Origin of the sequence: Uniformispora flossi, from assembly GCF_049534875.1 — a bacterium.
Classification (GTDB): Bacteria; Actinomycetota; Actinomycetes; order Streptomycetales; family Streptomycetaceae; genus Yinghuangia; species Yinghuangia aomiensis.
In genome coordinates this window covers 188,748-210,673 of sequence record NZ_JBMULZ010000004.1, presented here as the reverse complement: position 1 = coordinate 210,673, position 21,926 = coordinate 188,748, and the positions used below count along the sequence as shown (strand labels likewise).

Genomic DNA, 21,926 nt, shown 5'->3' with positions numbered 1-21,926 from the left:
GCCCCAATAGCTCAGTCGGCAGAGCGTCTCCATGGTAAGGAGAAGGTCTACGGTTCGATTCCGTATTGGGGCTCTGACGAGGAAGACCCCGCCCGGCAACGGGCGGGGGCCTTCGTCGAGGCGGCGTAGCTCAGTCGGTAGAGCAAGCGGCTCATAATCGCTGTGTCACCGGTTCAAGTCCGGTCGCCGCTACCCAAGGAGCCGATGTGGGGGAGACCCCAGGTCGGCTGCTTCTGCTGCAAATCACCCACGAACCAGGAAGGCGCTCCCGTGGCTGCCACTGATGTCCGCCCGAAGATCACGCTTGCCTGTGTGGAGTGCAAGGAGCGGAACTACATCACCAAGAAGAACCGGCGCAACGACCCGGACCGTCTTGAGATGAAGAAGCACTGCCCGCGCTGCAACGCCCACACGGCGCACCGCGAGACCCGCTGACCCCGCGTCCGCGACCACGACTCGGCAACACCCGCGAGGCCATCCCTGATCCAGGGATGGCCTCGTCGGCGTTTCGCAGCCCCGCCACAATGGCCGGGCCCACCACCAGCACACGCCAGGAGGCCACGCGGATGCCGCTGGATCCGAAGTTCATCGGGCGGACCTACCCGCCCACCGCGCCCTACGAGGTCGGGCGCGAGAAGATCCGCGAGTTCGCCGACGCGATCGGCGACGCGAACCCCGCGTACCGCGACCCGGAAGCGGCCCGCAAGCTCGGCCACCCGGACGTCATCGCGCCGGTCACCTTCCCGATCGTGATCTCGCTCTCGGCCGCCGAGCAGATCGTCATGGACCCCGAACTGGGGCTCGACTACTCCCGCGTGGTGCACGCCGACCAGCGCTTCGCGTACGCCCGCCCGGTGCGGGCCGGCGACCGGCTGGTGGCGGTCGTCACGGTCGAGAACATCAAGACCATGGCGGGCAACGACATCATCACCACGCGCGCGGACATCGCGACCGAGGCCGGCGAGCACGTGGTGACCGCCCACTCGACGCTGGCCGCCCGCGGCACCGCCGAAGGGGAGAGCTGAGCCATGGCCGCGAGCATCGACTACGACGCCGTCGAGATCGGCACCGAACTGCCCGCGCAGACCTTCCCGGTGCGGCGTGAGAACCTCGTCCGGTACGCGGGCGCCTCCGGCGACTTCAACCCGATTCACTGGAACGAGCGATTCGCGGTCGGCGTCGGCCTGCCCGACGTCATCGCGCACGGCATGTTCACCATGGCCGAAGCCGTCCGGGTGGTCACCGACTGGGCCGGCGACCCGGGCGCGGTCGTCGAGTACAGCGCCAAGTTCACCCGCCCGGTGGTCGTCCCCGAGCCGGACGGCGCCGTGGTGGAAGTCACCGGCAAGGTCGCGCAGAAGCTCGACGGCCGCCGGGTGCGCGTCGACCTGACCGTCACCAGCGACAACGGCAAGGTCCTCGGCGTGCCCCGCGCGGTCGTCCAACTCGGCTGAGCCGGACTCCGCTTGCCGCCCGGCGGGGGAGCAGCCCCCGCCGGGCGCCGCGGCGCACCGCGCGACCGGCCGCCCCGTAGGCTGTGCGGGTGGAACACCGCGCCGACGCCCCCCTCGCCCCGCTGACCTCGCTGCGCCTGGGCGGCCCCGCCCGCCGCCTGTACGAGGCCGCCACCACCGCCGAACTCGTCGCCGTCGTCCGCGACGCCGACGACCACGGCACCCCGCTGCTGCTCGTCGGCGGCGGCAGCAACCTGGTGATCGGCGACGAAGGCTTCGACGGCATCGCCGTCCGCATCGCCACCAAGGGGCACACGCTGAGCCCGTCCGGCCTGCTCAGCTCGGACGCCGGGGTGCGCTGGGACCACCTGGTGGAGACCGCGGTGGGCGCGGGGCTCGCGGGCGTCGAGTTCCTGTCCGGCATCCCGGGCAGCGCGGGCGCCACGCCGATCCAGAACGTCGGCGCTTACGGCCAGGAAGTCGCCGAGACCATCTCGCTCGTCGAGGTCTACGACCGCCGCACCGGCCGCATGGACCTGCTCGACCCGAGCGAATGCGGCTTCAGCTACCGCGACAGCGTCTTCAAGGGCGACGACCGGTACGTCGTGCTCCGCGTGCACTTCCAACTCCGCGACGAAGGCGGCCTGTCCGCCCCGGTGCGCTACGCCGAGACCGCCCGCGCCCTGGGCGTCGAGCAGGGCGAGCGGGTGCCGCTGGCGGCCGCCCGGGACACCGTGCTGGGGCTGCGCCGCGGCAAGGGCATGGTGCTCGACGAGGCCGACCACGACACGTGGAGCGCCGGGTCGTTCTTCACCAACCCGATCCTGACCGACGCGCAGTTCGCGGACCTGCGCGTCCGGGTCGCCGAACGACTCGGCGACGGCGCCGAACCGCCGCACTTCCCGGCGGGGGAGGGGCATGCCAAGACGTCGGCCGCCTGGCTGATCGAGCGCGCCGGCTTCCCCAAGGGCCACGGCACCGGCCCCGCCCGCATCTCGACCAAGCACACTCTCGCGCTGACCAACCGCGGCAGCGCGAAGACCGAGGACCTGCTGTCGCTCGCCCGCGAGGTCCGCGACGGCGTCCGCGAGGCCTTCGGCGTCGAGCTGGTCAACGAGCCGGTGTTCGTCGGCGCGGAACTCTGAGGAAGCCCGTTCCCCCGCACGGCGTGCGGGGGATTGACACTCTGGTTATTGAGTAATAACTTACTACTCATGGCAGCCCCCACGACCTCCGCCGGAACCGTGCGGATGACGGCCGACGAGCGTCGGGCCTCCGTCATCCGGGCGGCGATGAGCGAGTTCGCACGCGGCGGCCTGCACGGCACCTCCACCGCCGCGATCGCCAAGCGCGTCGGCGTCTCGCAGCCCTATCTCTTCCGGCTCTTCGACGACAAGAAGGCGCTGTTCCTCGCCACGGTCGACTACTGCTTCACCCGCCTGCGGGACACCTTCGACCGGGCGGTCGAAGGCCTCGAAGGCGCCGGGGCCATACACGCCATGGCCCACGCCTACACCGACCTGCTGGGCACCGAGCCGGAGTTCCTGCGCATGCAGCTCCAGGCATACGTCGCCTCGCAGGACCCGGAGTACCAGGCGCCGATCCGTGCCTGCTGGGAACGGCTCGACGAGCAGGTCCGCGTGCTGTCCGGTGCGGAAGGTGAAGAACTCACCGACTTCTTCGCCCGCGGCATGCTCTGCAACGTCATCGCGGCGCTCGACCTGCCGCGGGAGCGCTACTTCTCGTCCATGAAGGCCGGCGCCCAGCGCGTCGACTGCGCGCGCTGCGCGGCCGAGGCCGCCGGGCCCCCCGGGGCATCCGCCGAATCCTGCTGACCCCGCCGCCGGGCTTTCCCGGTGCCTCGGCGCACGTCCCCACAAGTTAGTGAGCAATAACTTAATATCTCGGCAAAAGTTAGTGACCGATAACTACGTACCCGTCGGGGGCACACCATGACCACCGCACCGTCCGCACTCGCGGCACCCGCGACCAAACAGCGAGGCCCGCGCACCGTCCTGTGGACCTTCCTCGCCAGCAGCTTCGCGCTCTTCATGGCCGGGCTCGACAACCTCGTCGTCACCACCGCCCTGCCGTCCATCAAGGAGGACCTCGGCGCCGGACTGTCCGAACTCGAATGGACCGTCAACGCGTACACGCTCAGCTTCGCGGTCCTCCTCATGCTCGGCGCCGCGCTCGGCGACCGCTTCGGCCGCCGCAAGGTCTTCGCGTCCGGCATCGCCGTCTTCACCCTCGCCTCCGCGCTTGCCGCGATAGCCCCGAGCACCGGCGGCCTGATCGCCGCCCGTGCCATCCAGGGCGCCGGCGCCGCCGCGATCCTCCCGCTCAGCCTCACGATCCTCACCCGCGCCGTGCCCGCCGAGAAGCGCCCCGTCGCCCTGGGCCTGTGGGGCGGCGTCAACGGCCTCTCCGTCGCCCTCGGCCCGCTCGTCGGCGGCGCCATCGTGGAACACGGCTCGTGGCAGTGGATCTTCTGGCTCAACGTCCCGCTCGGCCTGATCCTGGTGCCCCTGACCCTCTTCAAGGTCGAGGAAAGCCACGGCCCCTCCAAGCGCCTCGACCTGGTCGGCACCACCCTGGTCAGCCTCGGCATGCTCGGCGTCGTCTTCGGCTTGGTCCGCGGCCACGGCGACGGCTGGGCCGCGCCGCACATCATCGGCGCCCTCGCGGTCGGCGTCGCGCTCATCGCCGCGTTCGTCGCCTTTGAGAACCGCACCGCCGAACCGATGCTCCCGATGACCATGTTCAAGGACCGCGCCTTCACCGCCCTGACCTTCTCCGGGCTGCTGATGTTCGCCGGCGTCTTCGGCTCGATCTTCCTGCTCACCCAGTACTTCCAGGGCGTCCAGGGCTTCTCGCCGCTCGGCGCGGGCCTGCGCATCCTGCCCTGGACCGCGATGCCCGTCATCGTCGCCCCGCTGGCCGGCCCGCTCGCCGCCAAGATCGGCGGACGCCCGCTGGTCATCGCCGGCCTCGCGATGTCCGCCACCGGCCTGGCCTGGTTCGCGCTCGTCGCCTCGCCGCACGTCACGTACGTCGAGCAGATCCCCGCGCTCGTGCTGTGCGGCCTGGGTATGTCGCTCTACTTCATCCCGACCGCGAGCCTGCTGATGTCCGTGGTCAAGCCCGAGCAGCAGGGCGTCGCCTCCGGCACCAACAACGCCATGCGTGAACTCGGCGGCGTCTTCGGCGTCGCGGTCCTCGCCTCGGTCTTCTCCGCGAACGGCGGCTTCGTCTCCGCGCAGAACTTCGTCGACGGACTCGTCCCCGCCCTGTGGGTCGGCGCCGCCCTGGCCGCCGTCGGCTCGCTCACCGCGGCGCTGATCCCCACCCGGCGCACGCCCGCCGCCGCACCGGCCGACGCCGACGCCTCGGCCAAGGTCCCGGTCGCCGCCTGACCCGCACGATCCGCAGGACCCTGTCCGTCGGCCCCCGACCCGCACGTACGGCACCGGGCGCGGCCTCCGACCACCGGAGGCCGCGCCCGCGGCATGTCCGCGGGGCTCCCGGTCAGCGTCAGCCGGTCAGCCGGTCCACCGATCAGCCCATCAGCCTGCAGGGCGGCGCGTCAGCCGGCCAGCCAGGCGTCCACCCCGGCCAGCAGCTTCGCCCGCACGTCCTCGCGCGCCACCGACCCGCGGATCGACTGCCGGGCCAGCTCCGCGAGTTCCGCATCGTCGAAACCGTGCTCGTGCCGCGCGATCTCGTACTGCGCCGCCAACCGCGACCCGAACAGCAGCGGATCGTCCGCACCCAGCGCGATCGGCACCCCGGCCTCGAACAGCTTGCGCAACGGCACATCCGACGGCTTCTCGTACACGCCCAGCGCCACGTTGGACGCCGGGCACACCTCGCACACCACTCCGAGCCGAGCCAGTTCGTCCATCAGCAGGGGATCTTCCGCGGCCCGCACACCGTGCCCGAGCCGCCGCGCGCCGAGCACCTCGACGCACTCCCGGATGCTCCGTGGGCCGTCCAACTCGCCCCCGTGCGGGTTCGCGAACAGCCCCGAGCGGCGCGCGATCGCGAACGCCCGCTCGAAATCCAGCGCCCGGCCCCGCCGTTCGTCGTTCGACAGGCCGAACCCGACCACCCGCCCGCGGTCCGCGTACCGGGCCGCCAGCCGGGCCAGCGTCCGCGCCTCCAGCTGGTGCTTCGTCCGGTTCGCCGCGATCACCACGGCGATCCCCACCCCGGTCGCGCGCTCGGCTTCCTCGACGGCGTCCAGGATCACCTCCACGGCCGGCGTGAGACCGCCCAACCGGGGCGCGTAGGACGTCGGATCGACCTGGATTTCCAGCCACCCCGAGCCTTCCGCGGCATCGTCCTCGGCCGCCTCGCGCACCAGCCGGTGCACGTCGTCTTCGCCGCGGACACACGATCGGGCGATGTCGTACAGCCGCTGGAACCGGAACCAGCCGCGCTCGTCGGTGGCCCGCAGTCGCGGGGGAGTGCCCGAGGTCAGTGCCCCCGGGAGGTGGACCCGGTACCGGTCGGCCAGCTCCAGCAGCGTGGCCGTCCGCATGGAACCGGTGAAGTGCAGGTGCAAATGGGCTTTCGGCAGCGCGCGCACATCGCGGACGGGGTCATCCATCTCCCCGATCTTGGCCCACCGCGGCCCCGCTCGGGCGAAGTCGGCGCAGGTTGCCCCGACCGGATGATGCACAACCGGCCGGGAAAAGGACATAACGGCCGCCCCGCCGCGCAATCCACGCCCCGCCCCGCGCCCGCCCCGCCGCGCACCGGCGCCGCCCCGGAACGCCGGACGGCCCGGCCCCCGCGGGGACCGGGCCGTCCGGCGAGAAAACGCCTGTCGGCGAGACCGCGGCTACTTCGCCTCGCCCAGCAGCTTCGCGATCCGCGACACGCCCTCGACCAGGTCGTCGTCGCCCAGCGCGTACGACAGCCGCAGGTAGCCCGGCGTCCCGAACGCCTCGCCCGGCACCACCGCGACCTCGACCTCGTCCAGGATCAGACCCGCCAGCTCCGACGATGTCGCCGGCACCTTCCCGCGGATCTCCTTGCCCAGCACACCCTTGACCGACGGGTACGCGTAGAACGCGCCCTTCGGCTCCGGGCACTCGACGCCCGGGATCTCGTTCAGCATCCGCACGATCGTCCGGCGGCGCCGGTCGAACGCCACCTTCATCTCGTCCACCGCCGACAGGTCGCCGGACACCGCGGCGATGGCCGCGGACTGCGCCACGTTGCACACGTTCGACGTGGCGTGCGACTGCAGGTTGGTGGCCGCCTTGATGACGTCCTTCGGGCCGATGACCCACCCGACGCGCCAACCCGTCATCGCATACGTCTTCGCGACACCGTTCACGATGATCGTGCGGTCGAGCAGCTCCGGCACGACCGTCGGCATCGACACGAACTCGGCGTCGTCGTACACCAGGTGCTCGTAGATCTCGTCGGTCAGCACCCACAGGCCGTGCTCGGCCGCCCACCGGCCGATCTCCTCGACCTGCGCCCTCGTGTACACCGCACCCGTCGGGTTCGACGGGGACACGAACAGCAGCACCTTGGTGTTCGGCGTGCGCGCCGCCTCCAACTGCTCGACGGACACCAGGTAGCCGGTCGTCTCGTCGGCCACGACGTCCACGGGCACGCCGCCCGCGAGCCGGATCGACTCCGGGTAGGTCGTCCAGTACGGCGCCGGCACGATGACCTCGTCGCCCGGGTCGAGGATCGCCGCGAACGCCTCGTAGATCGCCTGCTTGCCGCCGTTGGTGACGAGCACCTGCGCCGGGTCGACCTCGAGGCCGGAGTCGCGCAGCGTCTTCGCGGCGATGGCCGCCTTCAGCTCCGGCAGACCCCCGGCCGGCGTGTAGCGGTGGAACTTCGGGTCCCGGCATGCCGCCACGGCCGCGTCGACGATGTAGCCCGGTGTCGGGAAGTCCGGCTCGCCGGCGCCGAAGCCGATCACCGGGCGCCCGGCCGCCTTGAGCGCCTTGGCCTTGGCGTCGACCGCGAGCGTCGCGGACTCGGCGATGGCGCCGACGCGCTGCGAAACGCGGCGCTCGGTGGGGGAGGAGACAGGGGTCTGGGGGCTGGAGGAAGGTGCCGTCATGACCCCCATCGTCCCACTGCCGCGGAGGGCCGGGCACGCAGGTTTCGCGATCCGGTCAGCGACGGGTTCGACCTGGGGCACCGCAACCCGTACACTCGTCCCCTGGCGGATCGAACCGCGCTGGACTGTGCCCGGAAACCTTTGGTGTCCGCACGGCGTTGTCCGCTAGGTTGGGACCACCGAAGGGCACTAGCTCAATTGGCAGAGCACCGGTCTCCAAAACCGGGGGTTGGGGGTTCAAGTCCCTCGTGCCCTGCGATGTACCGCCCCGATCCGACTGTGTTTCGGGGTGTGTACATGCAGTCAGCGCCAGCCATTAAGCGCCGACGACACCGTCGGTGATCCAGTCAGACCGGATCCAGGTGAGGACGAGTGACGGAGGCCCACGGCTCCACGACCACGCCCGAGGACGAAAGCTCGGACGACGTCGGCGTGGACGAGACTCCCCCGGGCGGTCGCAACCGCAAGGGACGCCGGGCCGAGTCCGAGAAGCCCGATCCGAAGAAGAAGAGCATCTTCGCGCGCCTCGCGATCTTCTACCGGCAGATCATCGCCGAACTTCGCAAGGTCGTCTGGCCGACGCGCAACGAGCTGGTCACGTACACGACCGTCGTGATCGTGTTCTGCCTGATCATCATCGGCATCGTGTACACGCTCGACCTCGGGTTCGCCCGGGCGGCGCTCGAAATCTTCGGCTGACCCCGGCGCGGCCCGCCGCCGCGACGGATCCGGGACTCCTGCGGCCGATCCCGGCCTCCGCCCGGCTACTGTGGTGTCCTGGGGAGGTCCTCCCCCGATGCCGCGGGGCCCGGCGCGTGCCAGGCCCGCCCGGCCAGCCCGTTTGATCCCCACCCAGGAAGAAGCAGCCACCGTGTCAGACTCGAACCTGTTCCCCGACGAGGCCGTCGAGGAGACGGGGTCCCAGTCGGAGCAGGCGGCGGACGCGTCCGCGGTCGCTGAAGCCGACACCGAAGCCGGCGCCGAGACCGTCGAGGAGACCGTCGAGACCGCCGTCGGCGACGACGAGGCTGCCGAGGAGACCGGCGACGCCGAGACCGTCGTCGACGACGAAGCCGCCGAAGCCCCGCAGGTCGACACGCTCGCCGAGTTCCGCGAGGCGCTGCGCCGCGCGCCGGGCGAGTGGTATGTCATCCACTCGTACGCCGGCTACGAGAACCGGGTGAAGGCCAACCTCGAATCCCGCACGACCTCCCTCAACATGGAGGAGTTCATCTTCCAGGTCGAGGTGCCGATGGAAGAGGTCGTCGAGATCAAGAACGGTCAGCGCAAGACCGTCAAGCGCAACAAGTTCCCCGGCTACGTCCTGGTCCGCATGGACCTGACGAACGAGTCGTGGGGCGCGGTGCGCAACACCCCCGGCGTCACCGGCTTCGTCGGCAACGCCCACGAGCCGTACCCGCTGACCCTCGACGAGGTCGCCAAGATCCTCGCCCCCGAGGAGGAGCAGGCCGCGGCCGGCGGCGGCACCACGACCAAGGCGCCCGCCGAGGTCAAGGTCCTCGACTTCGAGGTCGGCGACTCCGTCACCGTCATCGACGGCCCCTTCGCCACGCTGCAGGCCACGATCAACGAGATCAACGCCGACTCGCAGAAGGTCAAGGGCCTGGTCGAGATCTTCGGCCGGGAGACCCCGGTCGAGCTGTCGTTCAACCAGATCCAGAAGAACTGAGCAGCACCCCACGAGCTTCCGCAGCCGGGCCGTCCGCAAGGGCGGCCCGGACCACGGATTAGGGCGCCTTCGCAACGGTGGTTATCGTTGTGGGGGCGCCACGCCGCGTATGCCGGTCCCCAGGGACCCGGCGCGCGGGGCGCAAGCCGCGTGACAGCACACCCGCCGGTCCGTCCCGGATCCGGTCGGATGTGCCGTGCGTACCGCGCGGCACCAGGGAAGTACATCTCGTCGAAGGACCCGGAAACATGCCTCCCAAGAAGAAGCTTGCTGCCATCATCAAGCTCCAGATCAAGGCCGGCGCTGCTACGCCCGCCCCGCCGGTCGGTCCGGCGCTGGGTCAGCACGGCGTCAACATCATGGAGTTCTGCAAGGCCTACAACGCTGCGACCGAGTCGCAGCGCGGCGACATCGTGCCGGTGGAGATCTCGGTCTACGAAGACCGCTCCTTCACCTTCATCACGAAGACGCCGCCGGCCGCGCGCCTGATCCTCAAGGCCGCGGGCGTCGAGAAGGGCTCGGGCGAGCCGCACAAGACCAAGGTCGCCAAGCTCACGCGCGACCAGGTCCGCGGTATCGCCGAGACCAAGATGCCCGACCTCAACGCGAACGACCTGGACGCCGCCGAGAAGATCATCGCCGGCACCGCCCGTTCCATGGGCATCACGGTCGAGGGCTGAGCCAGAACTCCCGTCCGCGCCCCTCGGGGGGCGGACATCTCCGCAGTACGTGGCAGGGCCGTGCGTCGGCCCGAATCCACCACGACTCCTTTCGCAGCAACCAGGAGCAGAAGTGACGCAGCGCAGCAAGACCTACCGCCAGGGTGCCGCCCAGGTGGACCGCGAGCGGCTGTACGCCCCGCTCGAGGCCGTCCGCCTGGCCAAGGCCACCTCGAAGACCAAGTTCGACTCGACCGTCGAGGTCGCCCTGCGCCTGGGTGTCGACCCGCGCAAGGCCGACCAGATGGTCCGCAGCACCGTCATCCTTCCGCACGGCACCGGCAAGACCGCCCGGGTCCTGGTCTTCGCGACCGGTGACCGTGCCGAGGCTGCCAAGGCTGCGGGCGCCGACATCGTCGGCTCCGACGAACTGATCGACGAGATCCTCAAGGGCAACCTGCTCAACGAGATCGACTCGGTCGTCGCCACCCCGGACCTCATGGGCAAGGTCGGCCGCCTCGGCCGCGTCCTCGGCCCGCGTGGCCTCATGCCGAACCCGAAGACCGGCACCGTGACCCCGGACGTGGCCAAGGCCGTGTCCGAGATCAAGGGCGGCAAGATCGAGTTCCGCGTCGACAAGCACTCGAACCTGCACTTCATCATCGGCAAGACCTCGTTCACGGACGAGCAGCTGATCGAGAACTACGCCGCGGCCCTCGAAGAGGTCCTGCGGGTGAAGCCGTCGGCGGCCAAGGGCCGTTACGTCAAGAAGGTCGGCTTCACGACCACGATGGGCCCGGGCATCCCGGTCGACCCGAACCGCACCCGCAACCTCATGGTCGAGGAGGACCCGGCCGCCGTCTGATCGCGCCCGCGCTGATCGGACTGCCGCAGGGCAGCGAACTCCGGTGGCCCGCACGCCCCTTCGGGGGAGTGCGGGCCACTGTTGCATGCCCGGGCAGGGAGCCGCGCGAACGGATTTGCCCCGCGGAGCCCGTGTCACGTACCTTGTACGAAGCCAAAGACCGCCGGTCGTTGCGATGTGCCCGCAAGGGCGCCGCAATCGAAGGTTCCGCCACAGCGGACGGCCTGCGCAGGTGCCTGAGAGGTTCTCCGAGCTTCCCGCGGATTCGTCCGCCGAACGGCTCGTGTTCCGCCCCGTGCGCCTGCGCCGGGGCGTTTTCGTTTGTCCGGGCCCTTTCCGCCGGTGGTCGTCCAGGCGCCCGGCCGGTCCCACGGCCGGCCGAAGATCGCATCGCGGAAGGAGGCCCGTCCCATGGCGAGGCCCGACAAGGCAGCCGGGGTTGCCGAGATCGCGGACAAGTTCCGCGGCTCGAACGCCACCGTGCTGACCGAGTACCGCGGACTCAGCGTGGCGAAGCTCAAGGAGCTGCGCCGTTCGCTCGCTGGGAACGCAGAGTACGCCGTGGTGAAGAACACGCTGACCAAGATCGCGGCCAACGAGGCGGGCATCACCGAGCTGGACGCCCTCCTTGTGGGTCCGTCCGCCGTGGCCTTCGTCACCGGCGACCCGGTCGAGGCTGCCAAGAGCCTGCGTGACTTCGCCAAGGCGAACCCCCTTCTCGTCATCAAGGGCGGTGTCCTCGAGGGCAAGGCCCTCAGCGCTGACGAGATCAACAAGCTCGCGGACCTCGAGTCCCGCGACGTGCTGCTCGCCAAGCTGGCGGGTGCCATGAAGGCGTCGATGGCCAAGGCCGCCGCGACCTTCCAGGCCCCGCTCACGGAGTTCGTCCGCACCGCGGAAGCCCTCCGGGTCAAGCGCGAGGCCGAGCAGGGCGGTGCCGGCGAGCCGGCTCCCGCCGCCGAGGCCGCCGAGGAGGCCGCGGCCGAGTAATTCCGGCCGCAGCACCTCGCGACTCCGGTCGCCGGGGGCCCTGCCCCCGCCATCCACACCACCCGGCACCTGCCGAACTTATTAGGAAGGACCGCCCACCATGGCGAAGCTCAGCAACGACGAGCTCATCGAGGCGTTCAAGGAAATGACCCTCATCGAGCTCTCCGACCTGGTGAAGCTCTTCGAGGAGACCTTCGACGTCAAGGCTGCCGCCCCGGCCGCCGTCGCGATCGCCGCCCCGAGCTCGGGCGACGCCGCCGAGGTCGAGGTCAAGGACTCGTTCGACGTCATCCTCGAGGCGGCCGGCGACAAGAAGATCCAGGTCATCAAGGAGGTCCGCGCCCTCACGAGCCTGGGCCTGAAGGAAGCCAAGGACCTGGTCGACGGCGCCCCGAAGCCGCTGCTCGAGGGTGTCAACCAGGAGGCTGCGGACAAGGCGAAGGCCGCCCTCGAGGCCGCCGGCGCGACCGTCTCCGTCAAGTAAGTCCCGGCGCACTCGCGCAGGCTTGCCGACGGCTGCATAGCCGCACCGCCGCCGGGCGGTCTCCTTCGGGAGGCCGCCCGGCGGTTTTTTGCGTCCTCGGACGCCCCCTGCCCGCCCGCTCACCGGCCTCCCGCCGGACGTCCGGTCTGCCCCGTGCGACCGCCTCGGGACGCCTCGAAGATCGTCCGGAAACCATCGCTCCGGATGCCCCCGACCCGGCCGCCGCAAGGCCGCGACACTCCGCAGCCACTCCATCGGCCTCCCTCGGAAGAGTGATTCCGACAACACCCGGGAGCACTCCGCGGCGCCGCGCGCGCCCCTGGCCGTGAGCCTCCGCACACCCGTGCGGCGGCACCCGCCCGGGTGTCCGCGGACGTCCCACGCGCCCCGGAAACACCGGGGAATCCCGCCCCGGCGCGCCTCCCGCGACCCGCGTGTCGGCTCGCCCGCACCGCTGTGACCTGCAAAGGCGTAACGGATTCGGCGCGATTTGCAACCCGCCGGGCAGCGTGCGCCGCGGTGTCGGCGACCTGTGCAAGAGTGGTGCCCGCACCGCCGCCGGTCGGCTCCCTCTTGACGAACCGAACGCGGCGCGCAATTCTTCGGACGCGTCCCGAAGAGCACTGGCCGGGTGGCAGAAGCCCCCGAGATGGCGAGCGCCCGTTCCAGGCGCTGGACAGCGGTGTGCCGTGTGGCTACACTGACCCTTTGCGCTGCCTGTTGACCCTCCGCGGTACCCGCACCGAGGCCGTCCGGCATGCGCATAGTGAGTCCGAGCCCTCGGAAGGACCCCTCTTGGCCGCCTCGCGCACCGCCACGAACGCTACAAACCCCGGCGCCGCCAGTACCGCCCCGCTCCGCATCTCTTTCGCGAAGATCCGCGAGCCTCTCGAGGTACCGAACCTTCTCGCGCTGCAAACCGAGAGCTTCGACTGGCTGCTCGGCAACAGCGTGTGGAAGGCACGAGTCGAAAACGCTCTCGCATCCGGAGCCGATGTCCCCAGGAAGTCCGGCCTCGAGGAGATCTTCGAGGAGATCTCCCCGATCGAGGACTTCAGCGGGTCGATGTCGCTCACGTTCCGCGACCACCGCTTCGAGCCGCCGAAGAACTCGATCGAGGAGTGCAAGGAGCGTGACTTCACGTTCTCTGCGCCGCTCTTCGTGACGGCCGAGTTCACGAACAACGAGACCGGCGAGATCAAGAGCCAGACGGTCTTCATGGGCGACTTCCCGCTCATGACCAACAAGGGCACGTTCATCATCAACGGCACCGAGCGTGTCGTGGTGTCGCAGCTCGTGCGCTCGCCCGGCGTCTACTTCGACAAGCAGATCGACAAGACGTCCGACAAGGACATCTTCAGCGCCAAGGTCATCCCGTCCCGGGGTGCCTGGCTCGAGCTGGAGATCGACAAGCGCGACACCGTCGGTGTCCGCATCGACCGCAAGCGCAAGCAGTCCGTCACGGTGCTGCTGAAGGCGCTCGGCTGGACCGACTCGCAGATCCTCGAAGAGTTCGGCGAGTACGAGTCGATGCGGCAGACCCTGGAGAAGGACCACACCCAGGGCCAGGACGACGCGCTGCTCGACATCTACCGCAAGCTGCGCCCGGGAGAGCCGCCGACCCGCGAGGCCGCGCAGACGCTTCTGGAGAACCTGTACTTCAACCCGAAGCGCTACGACCTGGCCAAGGTCGGCCGGTACAAGATCAACAAGAAGCTGGGCGTCGACCGCCCGCTGGACGCGGGGACCCTCACCGTCGAGGACGTCATCGCGACGATCAAGTACCTGGTGAAGCTGCACGCCGGCGAGACCGAGATGACCGGCCTCAGCGGCCAGGAGTTCGTGGTCGAGGCCGACGACATCGACCACTTCGGCAACCGCCGCCTGCGCAACGTCGGCGAGCTGATCCAGAACCAGGTCCGCACCGGCCTGGCGCGCATGGAGCGCGTCGTCCGCGAGCGCATGACCACCCAGGACGTCGAGGCGATCACGCCGCAGACGCTCATCAACATCCGGCCGGTCGTCGCCTCCATCAAGGAGTTCTTCGGCACCAGCCAGCTGTCGCAGTTCATGGACCAGACGAACCCGCTGTCCGGCCTGACCCACAAGCGCCGCCTGTCGGCGCTGGGCCCCGGCGGTCTGTCCCGTGAGCGGGCCGGCTTCGAGGTCCGCGACGTGCACCCGTCGCACTACGGCCGCATGTGCCCGATCGAGACGCCGGAAGGCCCGAACATCGGCCTGATCGGCTCGCTCGCGTCGTACGGCCGGGTCAACGCCTTCGGCTTCGTCGAGACCCCGTACCGCAAGGTCGTCAACGGCATCGTCACCGACGACGTCGACTACCTGACCGCGGACGAGGAAGACCGCTTCGTCATCGCCCAGGCGAACGCGCCGCTGAACGCGGACAACACGTTCGCCGAGGCCCGCGCGCTCGTCCGGCGCCGCGGCGGCGAGATCGACTACCTGCCCGGCGACGAGATCGACTACATGGACGTGTCGCCGCGCCAGATGGTGTCGGTCGCGACCGCGATGATCCCGTTCCTCGAGCACGACGACGCCAACCGCGCGCTCATGGGCTCGAACATGATGCGCCAGGCCGTGCCGCTCCTGAAGGCCGAGTCGCCGCTCGTCGGCACCGGCATGGAGTACCGCGCGGCGGTCGACGCGGCCGACGTCATCACCGCGGAGAAGCCCGGCCTGATCACCGACGTGTCGGCCGACTACGTCACGGTGATGAACGACGACGCGACGTACACCACGTACCGCGTGCAGAAGTTCATGCGCTCCAACCAGGGCACGAGCTTCAACCAGAAGGTCATCGTCGAGGAAGGCGCGCGCGTCGAGGCCGGCCAGGTGCTGGCCGACGGCCCGTGCACCGAAGACGGCGAGATGGCGCTGGGCAAGAACCTGCTCGTGGCGTTCATGCCGTGGGAAGGCCACAACTACGAGGACGCGATCATCCTGTCGCAGCGCCTCGTGCAGGACGACGTCCTCTCCTCGATCCACATCGAGGAGCACGAGGTCGACGCCCGCGACACCAAGCTGGGCCCCGAGGAGATCACCCGGGACATCCCGAACGTCTCCGAAGAGGTCCTCGCCGACCTCGACGAGCGCGGCATCATCCGCATCGGTGCGGACGTCGTCCCCGGCGACATCCTGGTCGGCAAGGTCACCCCGAAGGGCGAGACCGAGCTGACCCCCGAGGAGCGCCTGCTCCGCGCGATCTTCGGCGAGAAGGCGCGCGAGGTCCGCGACACCTCGCTGAAGGTGCCGCACGGCGAGCAGGGCAAGGTCATCGGCGTCCGGGTCTTCGACCGCGAAGCCGGCGACGAGCTGCCCCCGGGCGTCAACCAGCTGGTGCGCGTCTACGTCGCGCAGAAGCGCAAGATCACGGACGGCGACAAGCTCGCCGGCCGGCACGGCAACAAGGGTGTCATCTCCAAGATCCTCCCGGTCGAGGACATGCCGTTCCTCGAGGACGGCACCCCGGTCGACGTCATCCTCAACCCGCTGGGTGTCCCGTCCCGCATGAACCCGGGCCAGGTCCTGGAAACCCACCTCGGCTGGGTCGCCAGCCGCGGCTGGCAGGTCGAGGGCAGCGACGAGGAGTGGAAGGACCGCCTCCGCGGCATCGGCGCGGACGCGGCCGAGCCCGGCACCAACGTCGCCACCCCGGTCTTCGACGGCGCGCGCGAGGAGGAGATCACCGGTCTCCTCAACTCGACCATCCCGAACCGCGACGGCGTACGGATGATCGACGGCACCGGCAAGGCCAAGATGTACGACGGCCGCTCCGGTGAGCCGTTCCCGTACCCGGTCTCGGTCGGCTACATGTACATCCTGAAGCTGCACCACCTGGTCGACGACAAGCTGCACGCCCGTTCGACCGGCCCGTACTCGATGATCACCCAGCAGCCGCTCGGTGGTAAGGCGCAGTTCGGTGGCCAGCGCTTCGGTGAGATGGAGGTGTGGGCGCTGGAGGCGTACGGCGCCGCCTATGCCCTCCAGGAGCTTCTGACCATCAAGTCCGACGACGTGCTGGGCCGCGTGAAGGTCTACGAGGCCATCGTCAAGGGCGAGAACATCCCCGAACCCGGCATCCCCGAGTCCTTCAAGGTGCTCATCAAGGAGATGCAGTCGCTCTGCCTCAACGTGGAAGTGCTCTCCAGCGACGGTATGTCCATCGAGATGCGCGACACCGACGAGGACGTCTTCCGCGCGGCGGAGGAGCTCGGTATCGACCTGTCCCGGCGCGAGCCGAGCAGCGTCGAAGAGGTCTGATGTCCGACCCGGGACCCGCTGGGAAGCGGGTTCCGGGCCCCCGGACCACAGACCTGATGAAGACACCCCCGGGGCGGCGGACACCCCGCACCGCCGCCACCGGGACCAAACCCCGAAAGAGGGATTGACGAAACAGTGCTCGACGTCAACTTCTTCGACGAGCTGCGTATCGGCCTCGCCACCGCCGACGACATCCGCACGTGGTCGCACGGCGAGGTCAAGAAGCCCGAGACCATCAACTACCGCACCCTGAAGCCGGAAAAGGACGGGCTCTTCTGCGAGAAGATCTTCGGCCCCACCCGGGACTGGGAGTGCTACTGCGGCAAGTACAAGCGCGTCCGCTTCAAGGGCATCATCTGTGAGCGCTGCGGCGTCGAGGTCACTCGCGCCAAGGTGCGCCGTGAGCGGATGGGCCACATCGAGCTTGCCGCGCCGGTCACCCACATCTGGTACTTCAAGGGCGTCCCGAGCCGCCTCGGCTACCTGCTCGACCTCGCCCCGAAGGACCTCGAGAAGGTCATCTACTTCGCGGCGTACATGATCACGTACGTCGACGACGAGCGCCGCCAGCGCGACCTGCCGTCGCTCGAGGCCAAGATCTCCGTCGAGCGCCAGCAGATCGAGCAGCGCCGCGACGCCGCGGTCGAGGAACGCCAGAAGAAGCTCGAGGGCGACCTGGCCGAGCTCGAGGCCGAGGGCGCCAAGTCCGACGTGCGCCGCAAGGTGCGCGAAGGCGCCGAGCGCGAGATGAAGCAGCTGCGCGACCGCAACCAGCGCGAGCTGGACCGTCTCGAAGAGGTCTGGACCCGGTTCAAGAACCTCAAGGTCCAGGACCTCGAAGGCGACGAGATCCTGTTCCGCGAGATGCGGGACCGCTTCGGCACCTACTTCCTCGGCAGCATGGGCGCGCAGGCGCTGCAGAAGCGCCTGGAGTCCTTCGACCTCGACGCCGAGGCCGAGAAGCTCCGCGAGATCATCCGCACCGGCAAGGGCCAGAAGAAGACCCGCGCGCTCAAGCGCCTCAAGGTCGTCTCCGCGTTCCTGCAGACCCGCAACAGCCCGACCGGCATGGTCCTGGACTGCGTCCCGGTCATCCCGCCGGACCTGCGTCCGATGGTGCAGCTGGACGGCGGCCGCTTCGCGACCTCCGACCTGAACGACCTGTACCGCCGCGTCATCAACCGCAACAACCGCCTGAAGCGGCTTCTCGACCTCGGCGCGCCCGAGATCATCGTGAACAACGAGAAGCGCATGCTCCAGGAGGCCGTCGACGCGCTGTTCGACAACGGCCGCCGCGGTCGTCCGGTCACCGGCCCGGGCAACCGCCCGCTCAAGTCGCTGTCCGACATGCTCAAGGGCAAGCAGGGCCGGTTCCGTCAGAACCTGCTCGGCAAGCGCGTCGACTACTCCGGCCGTTCGGTCATCGTCGTCGGCCCGCAGCTCAAGCTGCACCAGTGCGGTCTGCCCAAGCAGATGGCGCTGGAGCTGTTCAAGCCGTTCGTGATGAAGCGCCTGGTCGACCTGAACCACGCGCAGAACATCAAGTCGGCGAAGCGCATGGTCGAGCGCGCGCGCCCGGTGGTGTGGGACGTCCTCGAAGAGGTCATCGCCGAACACCCGGTGCTGCTCAACCGTGCCCCCACCCTGCACCGCCTCGGCATCCAGGCCTTCGAGCCGCAGCTGGTCGAGGGCAAGGCCATCCAGATCCACCCGCTCGTCTGCACCGCGTTCAACGCGGACTTCGACGGCGACCAGATGGCCGTGCACCTTCCGCTGTCCGCGGAGGCGCAGGCCGAGGCCCGCATCCTGATGCTGTCCTCGAACAACATCCTCAAGCCGGCGGACGGCCGCCCGGTCACCATGCCCACCCAGGACATGGTGCTCGGCCTGTTCTTCCTGACCTCGGAGCGCGAGGACATGAAGGGCGTCGGCCGGTCGTTCTCCTCGGTCGCCGAGGCGATCATGGCGTTCGACGCACGCGAGCTGGACCTCCAGGCGAAGATCGACCTGCGCCTGCGGGCCGGCACCGTGCCGCCGCGCGGCTGGGTCGCGCCGGACCCGGGTCCGGACGGCATCGCGTGGGAGCCGGGCCAGCCGCTGCGCCTGCACACCACGCTCGGCCGCGCGCTGTTCCACGAGCTGCTGCCCTCGGACTACCCGTTCATCGACACCGAGGTCGGCAAGAAGCAGCTCTCCACGATCGTCAACGACCTCGCGGAGCGCTACCCCAAGGTCGAGGTCGCCGCGACGCTGGACAACCTCAAGGCCGCGGGCTTCCACTGGGCCACCCGTTCCGGTGTCACGGTGTCCATCTCGGACGTCGTCGTGCCGCCGAACAAGGGCCAGATCCTCGAGGGCTACGAGGCGCAGGCCGACAAGGTCCAGAAGCAGTACGAGCGCGGTCTCATCACCAAGGACGAGCGCGCGCAGGAGCAGATCCAGATCTGGACCAAGGCGACCAACGAGGTCGCCGAGGCGATGAACGCGAACTTCCCGAAGACGAACCCCATCTTCATGATGGTCGACTCGGGCGCGCGCGGAAACATGATGCAGATGCGTCAGATCGCCGGTATGCGTGGCCTGGTCTCCAACGCCAAGAACGAGACCATCCCGCGTCCCATCAAGGCGTCGTTCCGTGAAGGCCTGTCCGTGCTGGAGTACTTCATCTCCACGCACGGTGCCCGCAAGGGTCTGGCCGACACCGCGCTGCGTACCGCCGACTCGGGTTACCTGACCCGTCGTCTGGTGGACGTCTCGCAGGACGTGATCATCCGCGAAGAGGACTGCGGCACCGACCGCGGCCTCACGCTGGACATCGCGGTCCGCGCCGCGGACGGCTCGCTGCGCAAGACCAACGACGTCGAGACCAGCGTGTACGCGCGCAGCCTCGCCGAAGACGTCGTGGTCGACGGCAAGGTCATCGCCCCCGCGGGCATCGACCTGGGCGACGTCACCATCAACACCCTCGTCGCCCACGGCGTCGAGAAGGTGAAGACCCGGTCCGTGCTGACCTGCGAGTCCAAGGTCGGTACGTGCGCGATGTGCTACGGCCGTTCGCTGGCCACCGGCAAGCTCGTCGACATCGGCGAAGCGGTCGGCATCATCGCGGCGCAGTCCATCGGTGAGCCCGGCACCCAGCTGACGATGCGTACCTTCCACACCGGTGGTGTGGCGGGTGACGACATCACCCAGGGTCTGCCGCGTGTCGTCGAGCTGTTCGAAGCCCGTACCCCCAAGGGTGTGGCGCCGATCAGCGAGGCGGCCGGCCGGGTCCGCATCGAGGACACCGACAAGACCCGCAAGGTCGTCGTCGTGCCGGACGACGGCACGGAGGAGCTGGCGTACGCCGTCTCCAAGCGTGTCAAGCTGACCGTAGAGGAAGGCGAGCACGTCGAGGTCGGCCAGCGCATGACCATGGGTGCGGTCAACCCGCACGACGTGCTGCGTATCCTCGGCCAGCGTGCGGTCCAGGTCCACCTGGTCGCCGAAGTGCAGAAGGTGTACAACTCGCAGGGCGTGTCGATCCACGACAAGCACATCGAGATCATCATCCGGCAGATGCTCCGCCGCGTGACGATCATCGAGTCGGGCGACGCCGAGCTGCTGCCGGGCGAACTGGTCGAGCGCGGCCGGTTCGAGAGCGAGAACCGGCGCGTGGTGGCCGAGGCGGGCCAGCCCGCGTCCGGCCGTCCGCAGCTCATGGGTATCACCAAGGCGTCGCTGGCCACCGAGTCGTGGCTGTCGGCGGCTTCCTTCCAGGAGACGACCCGGGTGCTCACCGACGCGGCGATCCACGCCAAGTCGGACCCGCTGCTGGGCCTGAAGGAGAACGTGATCATCGGCAAGCTCATCCCGGCCGGTACGGGCATGCCCCGCTACCGCAACATCCGGGTCGAGCCGACCGAGGAGGCGAAGGCCGCGATGTACTCGATGTCCGGGTACGACGAGGCCGACTACTCCGCCTTCGGCACCGGCTCCGGCCAGGCCGTTCCGCTCGAGGAGTACGACTTCGGCGGTTACCAGGGCTGAGCCCGAACCCCGCAGTCCCCGCTGTACCGGCAGGGCCGCCACCGTTTCGGTGGCGGCCCTGCCGTCGTTCCACGATCGCCGCACGCCGTGCACTAAGGTGCCGTGACGCCGCATCGGCGGCCGTTGCGCCACCACCGAACACCCGGGGGGAACTCGTGAGCACACCTGGCGACCCGTGGGGCCAGAACCCCTATCAGAACCCACAGCCCGGCCAGCCACCCCCGCCGCCGCCCGGCTACGGCCCCGGGTACCCGCCGCCCGGGCCGCCCGGATACGAGTACGGCTACGGCTATGGCTACGGACCCCAGCCCGGCACCAACGGCTTCTCCATCGCGTCGCTCGTCCTGGGCATCATCTGCGCCTACTGGATCGGTTCGATCCTCGCCGTGATCTTCGGCCACATCGCGCTGTCCCAGATCGAGCGCAGCGGACAGCAGGGCCGCGGCATGGCCATCGCCGGTCTCGTCCTGGGCTACGTCTGGATCGCGGTCGGGATCGTCCTGATCATCATCGCCGTCAACGATCCGCACGCGTTCGACAGCGACGACATGCTCCGGACGTTCCTCGCCGCACGTTGAGCCGGTGCCGCCCGGGACAGCCGGGCGGCACCGTGACGCTCCGGGCCGTCGAACATCGCGCGAATGTTCGGCGAACTCCGGAACGAACCCGCGACGAAACTGAGTACGTGTACGCACGCGGCAGCCCCCGACCGTGGCGCACCATGAACAAGCCGCATATGCGCGGCGGTGACCCGGAGCCTTAGGGGGAGCGATGCCGAACGGCCGCGACGGTGTGACGCCGGACGAGATGCGGTGCGCGCAGGCCGACCGCGACCGATGCGCGGACGTCCTCAAAGCCGCCTGGGTCGAAGGCCGGCTCCGCGACGACGAGTACGAGGACCGCCGCGACCGCGTCCTGCAGGCCCTCACCTACGGCGAACTCAACGCGCTGGTACGGGATCTGCCCACCGGCGCGCTGCCCGGGGCCCCGACCCCGCAGCCGTCCCCGCCCTACCCGGTGCCGCCGCACGCCCTGCACGCCCCGCACCCCGGCGGCCCGCGGCCGCCCGTGTGGGGCTACCCGCAGTACGTCATGCGCCCCGCGCCGGCCAGCGGCCTCGCGGTGACCTCTCTGGTCGTCGGCATCGTCTCGATCGTGGTGATGTGGCCGGCCAGCGCGATCCTGTTCGGCGTCCGGGACCAGTTCAACTGGGTGCCGTTCGTCTCCGCGGCCGTCGCCATCGTCACCGGCCACCTCGCGCTGTACCAGGCGCGGACCCGTGCCGACGGGCGCCGCGGCGGCACACAGCTCGCCGTCGCGGGCTCGTGCCTGGGCTGGATCCAGGTGGTGTGCGCCGCGCTGGCGGCCCTGCCGAGCTGA

The 21,926-nt window shown here is 69.7% G+C and carries 18 protein-coding genes and 3 tRNA genes; 19 read left to right on the top strand and 2 right to left on the bottom strand.

Going from position 1 to position 21,926, the window contains the following annotated elements; all coding sequences use genetic code 11:
* The 8 genes from ACPA54_RS10830 to ACPA54_RS10795 all read left to right on the top strand — a co-directional run bounded on the left by ACPA54_RS10830 (window position 1) and on the right by ACPA54_RS10795 (window position 4,870).
* Window positions 1-73, top strand: a tRNA-Thr gene (locus tag ACPA54_RS10830).
* Window positions 74-119: 46 nt separating this feature from the next.
* Window positions 120-192 (top strand) — tRNA-Met (locus ACPA54_RS10825).
* A 78-nt stretch (window positions 193-270) separates the two neighbouring features.
* Window positions 271-435 (top strand): 50S ribosomal protein L33, encoded by a 165-nt coding sequence (rpmG, locus tag ACPA54_RS10820; RefSeq protein WP_004571794.1) that lies wholly within the window; start codon window positions 271-273, stop codon window positions 433-435.
* A 131-nt stretch (window positions 436-566) separates the two neighbouring features.
* The gene (locus tag ACPA54_RS10815; RefSeq protein ID WP_423528445.1) at window positions 567-1,025 is read left to right on the top strand and encodes an FAS1-like dehydratase domain-containing protein; all 459 of its coding nucleotides are present in this window, start codon (window positions 567-569) and stop codon (window positions 1,023-1,025) included.
* A 3-nt stretch (window positions 1,026-1,028) separates the two neighbouring features.
* Window positions 1,029-1,454, top strand: coding sequence for a MaoC family dehydratase (locus ACPA54_RS10810; RefSeq protein ID WP_345673579.1), 426 nt, complete (start codon window positions 1,029-1,031; stop codon window positions 1,452-1,454).
* Window positions 1,455-1,543: 89 nt separating this feature from the next.
* The gene (locus ACPA54_RS10805) at window positions 1,544-2,599 is read left to right on the top strand and encodes a UDP-N-acetylmuramate dehydrogenase (protein WP_423528444.1); all 1,056 of its coding nucleotides are present in this window, start codon (window positions 1,544-1,546) and stop codon (window positions 2,597-2,599) included.
* 69 nt (window positions 2,600-2,668) lie between these two features.
* Window positions 2,669-3,289, top strand: coding sequence for a TetR/AcrR family transcriptional regulator (locus ACPA54_RS10800; RefSeq protein WP_423528443.1), 621 nt, complete (start codon window positions 2,669-2,671; stop codon window positions 3,287-3,289).
* Window positions 3,290-3,406: 117 nt separating this feature from the next.
* Complete coding sequence (locus ACPA54_RS10795; RefSeq protein WP_423528442.1) at window positions 3,407-4,870, top strand: DHA2 family efflux MFS transporter permease subunit; 1,464 nt, start codon at window positions 3,407-3,409, stop codon at window positions 4,868-4,870.
* Window positions 4,871-5,040: 170 nt separating this feature from the next.
* Here the strand turns inward: ACPA54_RS10795 and ACPA54_RS10790 are convergent, their stop codons facing one another.
* Both ACPA54_RS10790 and ACPA54_RS10785 read right to left on the bottom strand, forming a co-directional pair.
* Window positions 5,041-6,066, bottom strand: coding sequence for an adenosine deaminase (locus ACPA54_RS10790; protein WP_423528441.1), 1,026 nt, complete (start codon window positions 6,064-6,066; stop codon window positions 5,041-5,043).
* 234 nt (window positions 6,067-6,300) lie between these two features.
* Complete coding sequence (locus tag ACPA54_RS10785) at window positions 6,301-7,557, bottom strand: pyridoxal phosphate-dependent aminotransferase (protein WP_423528440.1); 1,257 nt, start codon at window positions 7,555-7,557, stop codon at window positions 6,301-6,303.
* Window positions 7,558-7,731: 174 nt separating this feature from the next.
* On the opposite strand from ACPA54_RS10785, the gene ACPA54_RS10780 reads away from it, so the two are divergent.
* From ACPA54_RS10780 to ACPA54_RS10730, 11 genes are all read left to right on the top strand, one after another.
* Window positions 7,732-7,804 (top strand) — tRNA-Trp (locus tag ACPA54_RS10780).
* Between the two features lie 116 nt (window positions 7,805-7,920).
* Window positions 7,921-8,247 (top strand): preprotein translocase subunit SecE, encoded by a 327-nt coding sequence (gene secE / locus ACPA54_RS10775; RefSeq protein ID WP_345673585.1) that lies wholly within the window; start codon window positions 7,921-7,923, stop codon window positions 8,245-8,247.
* A 172-nt stretch (window positions 8,248-8,419) separates the two neighbouring features.
* Window positions 8,420-9,238: a transcription termination/antitermination protein NusG gene (gene nusG, locus ACPA54_RS10770; protein ID WP_423528439.1), complete on the top strand. Its 819-nt coding sequence runs from the start codon at window positions 8,420-8,422 to the stop codon at window positions 9,236-9,238.
* 248 nt (window positions 9,239-9,486) lie between these two features.
* Entirely contained in the window at window positions 9,487-9,918 is a 432-nt protein-coding gene (gene rplK, locus ACPA54_RS10765) for a 50S ribosomal protein L11 (protein WP_423528438.1), read from the top strand.
* Window positions 9,919-10,030: 112 nt separating this feature from the next.
* Window positions 10,031-10,762, top strand: coding sequence for a 50S ribosomal protein L1 (rplA, locus tag ACPA54_RS10760; protein ID WP_423528437.1), 732 nt, complete (start codon window positions 10,031-10,033; stop codon window positions 10,760-10,762).
* Window positions 10,763-11,173: 411 nt separating this feature from the next.
* Complete coding sequence (rplJ, locus tag ACPA54_RS10755; protein ID WP_345673589.1) at window positions 11,174-11,752, top strand: 50S ribosomal protein L10; 579 nt, start codon at window positions 11,174-11,176, stop codon at window positions 11,750-11,752.
* Window positions 11,753-11,852: 100 nt separating this feature from the next.
* Window positions 11,853-12,236 (top strand): 50S ribosomal protein L7/L12, encoded by a 384-nt coding sequence (gene rplL / locus ACPA54_RS10750; RefSeq protein WP_423528436.1) that lies wholly within the window; start codon window positions 11,853-11,855, stop codon window positions 12,234-12,236.
* Window positions 12,237-13,031: 795 nt separating this feature from the next.
* Window positions 13,032-16,517: a DNA-directed RNA polymerase subunit beta gene (rpoB, locus tag ACPA54_RS10745; RefSeq protein ID WP_423528435.1), complete on the top strand. Its 3,486-nt coding sequence runs from the start codon at window positions 13,032-13,034 to the stop codon at window positions 16,515-16,517.
* A gap of 135 nt (window positions 16,518-16,652) precedes the next feature.
* Entirely contained in the window at window positions 16,653-20,546 is a 3,894-nt protein-coding gene (locus ACPA54_RS10740) for a DNA-directed RNA polymerase subunit beta' (protein WP_423528434.1), read from the top strand.
* Between the two features lie 155 nt (window positions 20,547-20,701).
* A complete protein-coding gene (locus ACPA54_RS10735) occupies window positions 20,702-21,124 on the top strand; it encodes a DUF4190 domain-containing protein (protein ID WP_423528433.1) in 423 nt (140 codons plus the stop codon).
* 193 nt (window positions 21,125-21,317) lie between these two features.
* The gene (locus ACPA54_RS10730) at window positions 21,318-21,926 is read left to right on the top strand and encodes a DUF1707 and DUF4190 domain-containing protein (protein WP_423528432.1); all 609 of its coding nucleotides are present in this window, start codon (window positions 21,318-21,320) and stop codon (window positions 21,924-21,926) included.